Origin of the sequence: Nitrosomonas sp. Nm34, assembly GCF_900113925.1 — a bacterium.
Classification (GTDB): domain Bacteria; phylum Pseudomonadota; class Gammaproteobacteria; order Burkholderiales; family Nitrosomonadaceae; genus Nitrosomonas.
Map to the genome: position 1 here is coordinate 1 of NZ_FORD01000016.1, position 13061 is coordinate 13061.

The following is a 13061-nucleotide window of genomic DNA, read 5'->3' on the forward strand; positions in this document are numbered from 1 at the left end:
AAGCCAGATTGGAGCGCAACCCGCTTTTGCCCAAATGGGACATTCTGATTCGGCCAGCCTGATGGGGATGTTTATTTTCGGAAATCGCCTAAAAGCCTGTTTTGCCGGGCTTAGAGAGCAGGTGGCAAAAGAATTTAAATATCGTGTAGCTCTAAATATTCTTTCCCAAATGATAGGTCGCACGAAGTGACCGCTATAATGTGTGAACTTGGTTATGATGCAAATGTGAGTCAAATTACTGACCAGTATGCGAAGATTATTGTTAATAACTATATTTTCCACGAACTGGCTAATCAATGCTAAGGAAGCTAGAAAAAATAACTTGAACATCACAGTGAATGGAATTACAAAATTAAGCATCGATTATCCATGAATATAGCGTGATGTGTTCAAGTTGTTTTTTCTAGATCACTAAGGGATTTGCACGCTTGATTTAAGCTTTCTGGCTTTTCTGCTAAAAGCAGATATTAAAGCATGAAGAATGTATTGTTAAGAAAGGGGCGCGTTGCTATTTTGGAATTATAGATAATACGAGACGACGCTTCCCTTATTTAAACTTTTCTTAGAATTAATGAATTAATTGCCTGACTAGTTTAACTAAAGAGTACCTTGATAAATTATTTCCTTCATCTTCTAATTGAGCACCGATTTCATCAACAAGAGAGCTGAAGAAAAATTAAACTGGCACTATAAAACAAAATATGGCTACAGGCAAAGTAAGTTATTTTCTTGATATCCTGAGTAAAACTCCAGCTCATCAGAATTTATTCGTTTCAGCAAATCAAATAATTCAAATACAACGTATTTTCCAAAAGACTATTTCTCCTCAGTTAGCTAAACGATGTCTTATTGGTAAGTTTTCCGAAGGAATACTCGTAATATACGTAGACAGCAGTGCTATAGCAGCTAAATTAAAACATATTACTCCGTCATTGCTGAAGAAATTTGGTTCACAGGTGAATACAATCCAGGTTATCGTAAATAATCAATGTTATAAAAATGCTATTAGCCTTTCAACTTACTACAAGCCACAACTAAGCCAGAAAGCAGCTCAGAATTTGAGTGAATTAGTTTTAGCAATCCCCATGTCGCCTCTTAGAACTGCTGTCGAGTCACTGCTCCATAATTGCAAACCTGACGAATTATGTTAGATTTTTTGTTAGATTGTGAGAGCGAAGCGAGCTACAATCTGAACCAGTTGTTGGACAAGCCCGTGTTTAAAGTATCCCCTTCTCTATGAGAATATCTTTATGAATTTCAGCGGCTGTAAATTTTATTGTACTCAAACAAACCTCAAGAATGAGTATGTGACATTTTTATGGATGCAGAACAGCCGGCCTGCTTCACGGTGCGAATGCGCTTACCTCATCCTGTGTCTCCACCACTGCACCGTGCAGATAATGCCCGTGGGTGACTGCGAGATGCACGTTCACATAATTTTCATTCCAGATTTTCCATTAGGACCGGCTGAGGTGTAAATATTGAGTTAATTTAACGGAAGATCAATCATTTTGGGTCTATCCCACACACCATCAATTCGTTTGCGTTGTTGCATGGCAACAACCAGATTAAAAGTCTTTTTAAAAATCTTTTTCGACCCGTATGGGTATAATTAGCCAGCTTTGGCAAAGAGCTTATAGCGCAGCGTTTTGAGGGTATGCAGAACATTAACCCTTACCTGAAACAGCATCGCTCCTCAATATCGCCAGACGAAACAAACTCATCGAATTGTAATCCGGCGTCACTGTCAGTAAAACAGCTTCAGTGGCCCAGAAATCTCTGAGATTAAAGCTTTCTCCACCAAAATCATATTTCAGTATCTTTGATACGGTTCTCACAGTCAGCACGGCCACACGATACAAACGCCAAAGTTTGGTTTTAGGTAAATCCGTATCGGTGACCAGAGCACTGTACGGTAGTGAACAAAAGCTGGATAATCGGCAAATAAAGACCATATCTTGCCATTAGCATCAGGCCACTCCTCGATTTTTTGCCGAATACCGACCGCCTCGCGTGGTTTTATTCAGATTGGCGCCTAGTAGTCAAAAGTGATTAACTCTATGCCATCATCCAGTGCCCACCAGCCTGTCTCATCTACCAGTGCTCTTTGCAATGGCTGATTGAGGTGCAAGGCAATTAGATAATGCATGCTCCGCTGATCCAAATTATCCAAAAACGCACTATCACTAAAACCACTATCCGCCCGAAGTAACAAGACCCGTTTACCAGCCAGCTTCTCCAAACTGTCGTCCAAAAAAGCCAATGCATTATTGGCACTATGGCTGTTAGCTGGCCTTAGCCATAGGTTCGCTACCATGCAAATATCTGCGACAAAAGCCATCAAAAGGTGATGAAGAATAAAGCCCGTGCATTAGTAACCTCGCGCCGCACCTTCCTGCTACCCATAGCGTGTCATTACCGTTGAATCCAGATCCAGTATTAATCTGTCAACGTGAAGATTGCCAAAAAATCAGCGGTATAAATTTCCAAATACCCGCGTGTTCATGCTTTGATTAAACTTCCTGAATAGCCGTATGATTGCTTTGAAATTGACCATTCGTTTAAAACCAAACAGCTTCTTCAGCACAGAATGATGCCGTGTCACTTCTGTCTGTTCAAAATGGTTTGCTCCGCACCAGACTGATAATATGAACTGCAAAAGCAACTGAATCGGTGCATAACCTCGATTACTGCCAGGTTGCGGCAACTACAACTTATCACAGCTTCACTAAATCCAATTCGGTCCAGCATCCGCTTCATCAATCCCATACCTTCCCAAGCTGTTATCTCTTTATTGGTAAAGCGAAGCTTAAAATCCACAAGCATCCTCCGGAAGTAAAACGTGCATGAATCAAACCACCCTTACTTAACAAATTATCCTTGTTTTTAACAGCTTATTCTAATGGCTTCCATTAGAAAATCTCCCTAATGGAAAATCCGAGATAAACCACAAAACAAAAAGGGATTTTTTTAATGAAAAGAATAAGTTGACATCACTTTATATCAAATGTAGATTCGCGATTCTGTATATCAATAAAAATGGAGGGAGAAATTTAAAATGGTCTCAACAGTCTACGCCATTACACTTGTGGTCATGGCTTTAATAGCAGCAGTTTTCTGTTTTGTCATTGTTAATTCCAAGAAGGTTGAAACAGATTATTCATCAGTTACAAAGAAATGGTACGGGGTACGCGGCAAGTGGTTTTTTTTCCTACTGACACTTGGGGTTATCATTACATATCTTTCTCTTAGTCCGTTCCCGATTCCCGATCAGAAGAAAGGCTATCAAGAGAATGAGTATCAAGTCGTCAAAGTCGATTCCTATCAGTGGTATTGGACAATGACACCCAACACCGTTGAAGCAGGTAAACCGGTAACATTCCTTGTTACCTCGGGAGACGTGAATCATGGTTTCGGTATTTATGATGAAAATCTGGAATTACTAGGACAGACTCAGGCAATGCCGGGCTACACTAACAAACTGATTCATACCTTCGATAAACCAGGTAAATATAAGATTCTCTGTCTTGAGTATTGTGGCGTAGCTCATCATGCCATGATCACCGAGCTAACAGTAAAATAAGCAGTTCATCAGTAAACAAGGATAATTAAAGAGTGGAGGGCACTATGAGTAGTACAGCAGTAGTGAATAGAAAGATTGAATATAGTGAATCAGAAAATAGAAATGCTCTGATTGCGGTCAAGGCGCATTTGATCTTGGGTTTGGCAGTCTTACTGTTGATGATGTTAGCGGGGCTAACCATGCGGGCAGTACAAGGCACTTGGCTGGAAATTGGTGCTGATTTGTTTTATCAAATCATGACAGTCCATGGAGTAGGAGTCGTAGGAGCTGCGGGAATTGGCTCCACAGGTGTGTTATGGTATTTTCTGCGTCAATATGTGCGCTTAAGCAACACTATCTTCTGGATCAATTTCTTCGTTTTTGTGGCGGGCGTGGTCATGCTCTTGGGCTCTATTTTTCTAGGGGGTTATGGCGGTGCATGGACCTTTCTTTATCCGTTGCCAGGTAAATCGATGGGGGTCTGGTCAACTGGTGCTGCAGCTGTTTTTCAATTGGCATTGCTTATTATTGGAACTGGCTTCTTGATTCTTTACCTGGATATGGGCAGAGGCATTCTGGCTAGTTTTGGCAGCCTGTCAAAAGCACTTGGACTTCCACAACTTTTTGGGCGAGTGCCAGTCGATACTACCCATCCACCAACTGTCGTAGCTGGTACCATGGTTCTCATTGTCAACTTCTTGGGGATTGCAGCTGGAGCAGTGGTATTGGTCATGGGCCTGATCAATTTATATAATCCAGAATTTCAGCCTGATGCACTGTTGATGAAAAATTTGATTTATTTCTTTGGTCATGTCTTCATTAACGCTACTATTTATGCTTCTGTTACCGCGGTATACGAATTGCTTCCTCGTTATACTGGGCGTCCATGGAAGACCAGTAAAGTGTTTTATGCAGCCTGGTTCGCTATTGTATTCATGGTGATGGCAGTTTATCCACATCATTTGATGATGGATTTCCCCATGCCGCGATGGGCATTGATAGTGGGGCAAGTGCTTTCTTTTGGTAGTGGTATACCAGTTCTGGTCGTTACCGGTTACGGTGCATTGATGATTGTTTATCGCTCTGGAATTCAATGGAGCACTACTACAAAATTGTTGTTCTTATCGATGTTTGGCTGGGCAGCCGGTGTAATTCCAGCTATTCTGGATGCTATGGTTACCGTTAACAGAGTATTTCATAACACTATGTGGGTACCGGGGCATTTCCATTTCTACTTGTTGCTCGGATTACTGCCAATGATGTTCGGCTTTATCTATCACCTGACGGGTGAAGGACGTCAAGGCGAGCAACCTAAAGCGGCTGATAACCTAGGTTTTTACGCCTATTTAATAGGTGCCTTCTTGACATCTATGGTATTTCTCGCCAGCGGTGCAAACAGCATTCCTCGCCGTTGGGCGACACATATGGCAGAGTGGGTAACTTTTGCGCAGGTGGGCACAGTTGCGGCTGCATTGGTTGTGCTGGGCATGTTAGTATTTACATTCCGTGCGCTCTTCAGTTTGCCTAAAGCTGCTGAGCCACGCTAAAATTATAATTCTCCCTGATAAGGGAGAATTATAAGAAAAGTGCCGGAAATATCTTAAGGACTCAATGCAAACTGGTTGTAAGCAGGCAAAGCGTCTGATATAAGATATTTCTGGCTTTTTCTTCTAAGGAGAATCAAAAAAGCATGAGAACATTCCTGGCAACGACCTTGATAGTCATAGCTGGATTACTCATTCTCTGGATAAGTACAGATGGGGGGCGCGCTTATACTGTTGAAGAAGCGCGCCGCCTTGAGGTACGCGAGAATCCTCGTCCTATCCCTAACTGGCGATTACAGAATCAAGATTCGGAGATGATTGCTCTACACGATTTTCGTAATCAATTTATAGTTATTGATTTTTTTTATACCAGCTGCCCAAGTGTATGTTTGATACTTGGCAGCAGTCTGAAAGAGTTGCAAAAAGATTTTTCTTCGGAATTAGAGAAAAATAATTTGAAGCTTATAAGTATCAGTTTTGATCCAGAGAAAGATACTCCTCAGAAACTGAGAGAGTATCTTTCCCATTTTTCTGCCAATCTTAAATATTGGATGGCAGCACGTCCCACAAGCTCATCTCAGAAGGAAGCCATCCTTGATTTCTTTAAGGTAATCGTTATTCCTGATGAGTATGGCGGTTATACGCATTCTGCAGGTTATCACGTCATTGATCGAACGGGTAGATTAGTTGCTATTTTTGGTATTGAGCAGCTTAATGAGCTAAAAGAATATTTAACTCAATCATTAAATAAAGAACATGTTCAACAAGATTAAGCGAGAATGGTTGCTGCTGGCAGCATTTGTTGCACTGGCTTTGCCTCCCTTGCGGCAATTTCTGGAACAGAGCATGGTGACACACATGCTGGTCCAAATCCCGATATTAGCGATAATAGGGTGGATGATTGGAAAATCACTACCTGCAAATTGGAAAAATAAGATAGCGTCATGGAATCAATGGGGAATAACAGGCATGGCGCTTGCTATTGTTATCATGACTTACTGGATGTTGCCGCGCGCCCTCGATGCTGCAATATCAGAATGGTATTTCGAGCTAATAAAATTTATTACTATTTTTATAATGGGTATGTCGCTTAGTTTGAGCTGGCCATTGCTTCATCCTATTGCGCAAGGGGTTTTCAAACTGGAGTTTTGGGCTACCTTTATGCGTCTAGGTTGGCTGTATTTAGACCTACCTGATCGCCTTTGTGCAAATTATCTGTTGAGTGACCAGCGCATTCTGGGTCAGTTACTTTTGCTAGGCGGAAGTGCCTGGGCCATAGCTTGGGTATTTCGCATTATGTTTGGAACTAAAATTATCAATACCTGAAAATGCAACAGGGTATTTATTGATCAGGCAAAAAAGTTTGGTTATTTTCGCTTGCCGTATCAGATGGGGAAAGGAAAAGAAGAAGATCCTGATAGCTTCTGCTCCATTGAGCAAAACAAACCCAAGTGACATGCTATTTCTGGTGCCTAAAAGGGATCGACCGAACCTATCGCAAATGACAGAAGAAAAGTGACCTGCACCCATAATCGGTGGCCGAAGGTGCGAGTAGTGGAAGTAGTGGTGCTATTAAAACACGGTCGGAACAACAGGTGCAAGCAGGCATTGAACCCCTGAGCCAGGAAGCAAGAATTGAGCTGCATGAACTCGTCCCTATTGCTTGGCTTAAAAGAAGCAAATGAAATTGTGTTTCGAACTGTTAAAGCGTCTAATGATAATAATATCGCTTTCTGGTGAATCTGACCAAACCAAAGAAGCAAGAACACAATAATCTTGGTGATGATCTTTTTCGGGTAAACAAGTGTTGAATCAGCGCCACAAGCCGAACCGATTGGCAGGGGAATGGCTGGGGGTTTGTATGGAAGAGCATTTGAGCGGCTGTATTCGGTAGGATACCCCTTTATTGCATTCCATTTTATGGGCTCTATACTTAGAGTATCATTGGAGTAAATTCACAATTGACGGATATTGCTCTAGACAAAGCTGACGCGGATCGAGCCTATCGAGCGGATAAGTTATTCCAATTCCCAATAAAAAAGTAAATAATTTTTTAAATAAAATTATTTCTTTACAAGATATTACGTAATTTTATACTTTATTTTTCTATTGCGAATTAGAATTAGATAAGCTAACTTATCCGGCAACAATCAATGGCCCAGTCTATCTTCGAGCAATTTATTCGAGCATTTGCTTTGTAGGTTTAAGAAAACCAGCAAAAGATCCTACTGTTTCTGGCTAACTGCGGGATTGATCTTTAAGATAGGTTAAAGCCCGGTTGGAAGAGTACAAGGAAGCGATAGAGGAAGGGGGTTCTATCAAATTAGATAGAACCCCCTCACTCGTGAAAAAGACTTGGGGGCAATCTCAAGCATGCTAATCATGCAAAGTGCCAGTAGTAAAAACCACCCGTATAGAAGGTTAATGACAAACTATTCTTATCCTACTACCTAAAAGCATGGTCAAGACTTGCTATATCAGGTTGCGCCTGTCTTCATATATGATATCTGAGGTTATTTAGGGAACTAACTGGTTATGATCGCGCATTACTTACTTGTCTTAGGTTGTGTTTTTATGCGCTGTGCGTACGGTACCACAACAATGAGTTAAATATCACTGCTCCTATAATATTACCTATCGTTACTGGGATTTGATTCCATAACCACCATTGCGAAATGGTAACATCTGCTCCAGATAGAATTCCTACGGGAAAGACAAACATATTCACGACAGCATGCTCAAAACCAAGTGCAAAAAAGGTTGCGATTGGTAACCAGATTAACATCACCTTTCCCGAAACACTACGTGATGCTTTCGAAAAAACCGGACCGAGGCTGACTAACCAGTTACATAACACACCCATGCCAATGGCTGCAAACCAGCCAGTTAAACCGTATCCTGAATAAGAGGCTTTTTTTTCTGCGAGATGAGCTAATGTGATTAATACGGGAGGAGTTTCGCCTGCACCCCCCTTGGTCAATGCAAACCAAAGCAACCAAGCAAAGAAAATACCGCCAGCTAGATTAGCCAGGAAAGTCCATGACCAGTTACGAATCACGCTTAGCAATTTAATTTTGCCTGCAAGCAGGGCCATAGGCATGACGGAAAAGCTTCCTGTGGCCATCTCAAGGCCAAGCATCGCCAGCATGATATAACCAACCGGGAAAAGTAGGCCAGCAGCTGCTGTTGGCCACCCTTGCGCAACCAACAATGCAGACAATGCCGTGGCATAAGCGAGAAAGGGTGTACACAAAAATCCCCGCACCAATATCTGAGAAACGTTAAATTTGCTTTTTTTAACTGCATCCTCGACAAGGTCACGTCCCATCTGTACCGGAGGAACGCTATCGATGATAGGTGAATTACTTGTTTTAGGCGGAATCGCACTCCCGCCAGCTGACATGGTCTCGGCGACAATACTGGACTGAATAGACTGTTCGATTGAACTAATCGAAGGTTGTTCGGATACTTTCATTTTTTCTATTTGATAACGTTAATCAAGGAAATTCTGACCGTTGTCTCATGCAAGCTGATGCATGATAGACAAGGATTCTGCCACATCTTGGCGGAGGCGGCAAGCAAGTATTCTGCTCTTTTATATGTTAAGTCACTGAAAGTGCTAGATCAAATTCGTTGACGTCAATATTTGACTGAGAAATATATATATTATCTATTTACCAGAATTTCGTGGTAAAACTGTTGTCTTTAACCTGCGACAAAGGATGGCGCCGCGGTTTGACTGAGCTCTTGTGACGATCTTTCCGATGAATTGCTTATTTTATTGAGTCAAATACTTTGTAGTCAATCTATATCGATACATGCGTAATAGACACAAGACTGAGCTGACCGAACTCGGTGCAATGGCAATAATTAGTTTGTAAGACCTCAGATGCTATAATGAATTATTCTTATTACATAAATTACTCTATGTCGGTACCTCATCTTACCACTGCATTACGTGGTCCGATTCTTGAACTGGAAAGACGTATTCTGGAAGCTATGCCTACGATTGAGCACTGGCTACGTGGTAAATGGCAGAATTACAGCATTCCTTTTTATTGTTCGGTCGACTTGCGTAACAGTGGTTTTAAACTCGCGCCGGTTGATACTAATCTCTTTCCGGGTGGATTCAATAATCTTAACCCAGAATTTTTACCACTCTGTGTTCAAGCGATGATGGCTGCCGTTGAAAAAATTTGTCCTGATGCACATAGCATATTGTTGATACCGGAAAGCCATACTCGCAATATCTTCTACTTACAGAATGTTGCCGTATTACGAGACATTATGCGGCATGCCGGTATGCATGTTCGTATTGGTTCTCTGATGCCGGAAATAACCAGTGCGACTACGATTTCTCTTCCAGATGGAAATACTCTTGTTTTGGAACCGATACAACGCAAAAATAATAGGTTGTCTGTGGACAATTTCGATCCCTGTGCTGTTCTGCTTAATAACGATCTTTCTAGTGGTATTCCTGATATATTGAAGGATCTTGAGCAGATTGTTATCCCGCCATTATCTGCAGGCTGGTCGACGCGCAGAAAATCTCAGCATTTCTTTGCTTATGATAGTGTGGCCCAAGAATTTGCTGAATTAATCGGAATTGATCCATGGCTTATCAATCCTTATTTTAGCTCTTGTGGCAAAATTGATTTTCGAGAGAAAAAAGGTGAGGAATGCGTTGCTGCTGCCGTAGATGAGATATTGAAAGATCTGCAGGAAAAATATGCTCAATATGGTGTTAAAGAAAAGCCATTCGTAATTGTCAAAGCTGATTCAGGTACTTATGGCATGGGTATTATGACTGTTAAAGATAGCGCAGATGTCTATAAGCTTAATCGTAAGCAGCGCAACAAAATGACCATAATCAAAGAAGGTCTGCCAGTCACCCGTTTATTGGTACAAGAAGGAGTATATACCTTCGAGAGCATCAATCATGCCGTTGCGGAACCTGTGATCTACATGATAGACCGCTATGTGGTGGGTGGATTTTATCGAGTTCATACCGGTAGAGGAGCTGACGAGAATCTGAATGCTCCAGGGATGCATTTTGTCCCGTTGGCTTTTAACACTTCCTGTGTTTTACCTAACCACACCGCGCTCCCAGATGCCGCGGTGAATCGGTTTTATGCTTATGGCGTAGTAGCACGATTGGCATTATTGGCAGCTGCGCTAGAGTTGGAGCGGCATTTGGCAGATATTTCTGACCCCTCTTTAGAAGCATTGCAGAGTTAGTTCCAATGAAATTTGCTTTCATCGTAGATCAGCTTGATTCAATTAAAATAGAGAAAGACTCCAGTTATGTGATGATGCGTGAAGCTGCTGGCCGTGATCATCAATTGTTTGTCATGCAACAAGGAGATCTCATCTGGAATGAAGGCTTAGTCACCGGATTTTCACGAGAATTGACACTTACGCATCAAAAGGAGCAAAAACACCGTTGGTATCAGGAAGGTCCTCCGAAGAACATACCACTACAAGAATTTGATGCCGTATTAATGCGTAAAGATCCACCCTTTGACATGGAGTATGTATACAGCACTTATCTATTGGAGCTTGCTGAGCAGCAGGGCGCATTGATTGTCAACAGACCAAAAAGTATACGAGATTATAATGAAAAGCTTGCCATTGCAAAATTTTCTCAATTTATTCCAGATACGTTGGTAACCAGACAAGAGTCTCTGCTGCGGAAGTTTCTTGATAAGCATGGAGATATCGTGTTAAAACCACTTGATGGAATGGGAGGTGCTAGCGTGTTTCGTGTTCATAGCGCTGATCATAATATTAGCGTTATTCTGGAAATGCTTACGCATTACAGTAAGCGCACTATCATGGCACAGCGTTTTCTACCCGAGATCAGCCAAGGTGACAAACGCATTTTACTTATTGCTGGAAAGCCTCTCCCTTTCGCACTCGCCCGTAAACCCAAACCGGGCGAGACGCGGGGCAACCTTGCTGCAGGTGGTATTGGTATAGCTCAACCATTATCTGAACGCGATCTTGAGATTGCAAATACTATAGGTCCACAATTGTATGAGCAGGGACTGATACTAGTAGGGCTTGATGTGATCGGTGATTCATTGACTGAAATCAATGTTACCAGTCCCACAGGAATGCAAGAAATCACCAATCAGACTGGTTTTAACGTCGCAGGAATAATGATTGATGCGCTGGAAAGATGTGTACATGACCGCCGAACATAGGCAGCAACTGGTTATCGGGTAAATTGGAGGCAGCAGCGCCTTGTGGAGACGAGTTTTTTTATCATTTAGGCTCAGCCCGAACATATGCAGCTGCGCAGGTGAAATTATAAACACAGATCCGGCCTCGAGGATATTGGGAGGTGTCCCGCTTGCTGAGGGAGCAAATTGTTGTGCAGCACGCACAAAATGTCGTAATGCTTGATTACCATTAATTTCCTTCTGGACAAATGGCGATCAGATAGGCACCTTTTTCATCAGGTCTTCATTTTCGTAGCGTTTCTGGCAGTTCTTATAACGTGACAAGTTCAGGTTCAATCTCTGTTTGTAAACATTTCAACACATCTGGCAAAAATTTGATTAAATCGATATCTCTATTATCAAGTAATATTTTGTGGTTACGATCATTTTCCGTCTCAAGTTAAACCAATAGCATGTTGATACATAAACTCAACTGATTGGCAGAAAGTAAAATGGGGTGATCGGGCTTCTTTGCGACAAAGCGTGCCAGCCCTTCTCCTCATTCAATTAAGGCTAATCGTTGCTGAACTAGCGAGTGATCACTTGCAGTTGAGGCTGTGTCAGACAGCAAAAAAGGTCCAACAGCCAAGGCAATATCATCGACAAGTAATAGTGGTTTCTCTTCTTGTTCTTCAGATACAAAATCAGCGATGGTGACGGCTTTCTCGACTGCAGGTGGTCTCGATACCTGCTGTACAATTCTGTCTGCTTCCAGATGATGAATTCGTATTATATAAGTGCATAACCCGTTTATCAAGCCGAGATGCTTGCCAGCCGAGGCAGTCAAGAGCAAGGCATGATAAAAGGTATTCCGATATACAACTGACGGGAGACCTTATGGCTTATGCACAGCTTACCCTTGCGGAGAGGAATTATATCGAAATGCGTCTGAAACATGGGGATTCGCAGTTACCGCCATATGCTGGCGAACAGGAAGGCCAAACAACGCCATGCAGACAAACCCAAAGCCATTAAAATGACAATGGAGCTAGTGGGGCTCTATATGAATTTTAGTGAATATGGCATTATTGAGCAATGAATAGTGAAACCTTGTTTAGTTTGGCTTTAGGCCTTCAGCCTTCAGCCTCCTTGGGAAGTTAAAGAAATAAAGTTTGTTCATGCTGAATTAAAGCGAAAAGAATGACGCCTACACGTTGGTTTTGCAGTAGAGGCACGATTTGCAGATGAAGCGGGAAACCTTTGCGGTGTTGATGACACAGTGGAGCGGACATGGCAGCACCTTAACTTCTTTGAGTATACTTGTTACTTGTATTGCGCGGTTGCCCGCATTGCAACCTCGTCAGGTATCGTAGTTAATGTCGCGGTGCCGAGGCACGCGCCAACAGTGGTTTTACCTTGCTGTTTGAAGCCCTGGCTTTGGCCATGATTGTTGGGGCATCAATTGGGTGTATTCAAGGAATGGGTGCATACCCTTACCTTTGACAATGGCAAGAAGTTTGCTAAGCATGAACAGGTAGCAGATACTATCGAATGAACCATATTTTGCCAAACCCTATACTCGTGAGAGCGTGGCCAGAATGAGAACGCCAACGGGCTGCTACGTCAGTACTTTCCCAAAGCAATGGTGCTGCTGAATGTGACTACCCAGCAGGTGTTGGAGGTTGCCCTCAAACTAAACAGCAGGCCAAGAAAGTGCTTGAGGTTTAGGCCGCCTTACGAGGTATTCCGCGAATTATCAGGCACAGATGCTGAAAAATTGGTGAGTTATGC

The 13061-nt window shown here is 42.3% G+C and carries 13 protein-coding genes; 9 read left to right on the plus strand and 4 right to left on the minus strand.

Annotated features, from left to right (window positions below; genetic code table 11):
- Positions 1 to 190, plus strand: a 190-nt coding sequence (locus tag BM283_RS18775; RefSeq protein WP_175492074.1) for a hypothetical protein, incomplete at its 5' end; no start/stop codon positions are given.
- 511 nt (positions 191 to 701) lie between these two features.
- Positions 702 to 1151, plus strand: a complete 450-nt coding sequence (locus tag BM283_RS08420) for a DciA family protein (protein ID WP_090691994.1) — start codon at positions 702 to 704, stop codon at positions 1149 to 1151.
- 516 nt (positions 1152 to 1667) lie between these two features.
- Here the strand turns inward: BM283_RS08420 and BM283_RS08425 are convergent.
- Together BM283_RS08425 and BM283_RS08430 are read right to left on the minus strand one after the other, a co-directional pair.
- The gene (locus tag BM283_RS08425) at positions 1668 to 1955 is read right to left on the minus strand and encodes a hypothetical protein (RefSeq protein ID WP_090691996.1); all 288 of its coding nucleotides are present in this window, start codon (positions 1953 to 1955) and stop codon (positions 1668 to 1670) included.
- An 80-nt stretch (positions 1956 to 2035) separates the two neighbouring features.
- The gene (locus BM283_RS08430) at positions 2036 to 2341 is read right to left on the minus strand and encodes a transposase (protein ID WP_139225227.1); all 306 of its coding nucleotides are present in this window, start codon (positions 2339 to 2341) and stop codon (positions 2036 to 2038) included.
- Positions 2342 to 3058: 717 nt separating this feature from the next.
- Here BM283_RS08430 and BM283_RS08440 point away from each other — a divergent pair.
- From BM283_RS08440 to BM283_RS08455, 4 genes are all read left to right on the plus strand, one after another.
- Complete coding sequence (locus tag BM283_RS08440) at positions 3059 to 3583, plus strand: cupredoxin domain-containing protein (protein ID WP_090692002.1); 525 nt, start codon at positions 3059 to 3061, stop codon at positions 3581 to 3583.
- A 44-nt stretch (positions 3584 to 3627) separates the two neighbouring features.
- A complete protein-coding gene (locus BM283_RS08445) occupies positions 3628 to 5109 on the plus strand; it encodes a cbb3-type cytochrome c oxidase subunit I (protein ID WP_090692004.1) in 1482 nt (493 codons plus the stop codon).
- A gap of 143 nt (positions 5110 to 5252) precedes the next feature.
- Entirely contained in the window at positions 5253 to 5879 is a 627-nt protein-coding gene (locus BM283_RS08450; protein ID WP_090692006.1) for an SCO family protein, read from the plus strand.
- Positions 5863 to 6432 carry a hypothetical protein gene (locus BM283_RS08455; RefSeq protein ID WP_090692008.1) on the plus strand — a complete coding sequence of 190 codons (570 nt, stop codon included), beginning with the start codon at positions 5863 to 5865 and terminating at the stop codon, positions 6430 to 6432. Before BM283_RS08450 ends, BM283_RS08455 begins: the two co-directional genes overlap by 17 nt.
- Before the next feature lie 1246 nt (positions 6433 to 7678).
- On the opposite strand, the gene BM283_RS08460 is transcribed toward BM283_RS08455, so the two are convergent.
- Entirely contained in the window at positions 7679 to 8581 is a 903-nt protein-coding gene (locus BM283_RS08460) for a formate/nitrite transporter family protein (protein ID WP_090692010.1), read from the minus strand.
- Positions 8582 to 9033: 452 nt separating this feature from the next.
- On the opposite strand from BM283_RS08460, the gene gshA reads away from it, so the two are divergent.
- Together gshA and gshB are read left to right on the plus strand one after the other, a co-directional pair.
- On the plus strand, positions 9034 to 10344 hold the full coding sequence (gene gshA, locus BM283_RS08465) for a glutamate--cysteine ligase (RefSeq protein ID WP_090692013.1): 1311 nt from the start codon (positions 9034 to 9036) through the stop codon (positions 10342 to 10344).
- 5 nt (positions 10345 to 10349) lie between these two features.
- A complete protein-coding gene (gene gshB, locus BM283_RS08470; RefSeq protein ID WP_090692014.1) occupies positions 10350 to 11312 on the plus strand; it encodes a glutathione synthase in 963 nt (320 codons plus the stop codon).
- Between the two features lie 517 nt (positions 11313 to 11829).
- On the opposite strand, the gene BM283_RS08475 is transcribed toward gshB, so the two are convergent.
- Complete coding sequence (locus tag BM283_RS08475) at positions 11830 to 12117, minus strand: hypothetical protein (protein ID WP_090692017.1); 288 nt, start codon at positions 12115 to 12117, stop codon at positions 11830 to 11832.
- A 108-nt stretch (positions 12118 to 12225) separates the two neighbouring features.
- Here BM283_RS08475 and BM283_RS18780 point away from each other — a divergent pair, with 108 nt between their 5' ends.
- Positions 12226 to 12369, plus strand: coding sequence for a hypothetical protein (locus tag BM283_RS18780; RefSeq protein WP_175492075.1), 144 nt, complete (start codon positions 12226 to 12228; stop codon positions 12367 to 12369).
- Positions 12370 to 13061 lie beyond the last annotated feature (692 nt).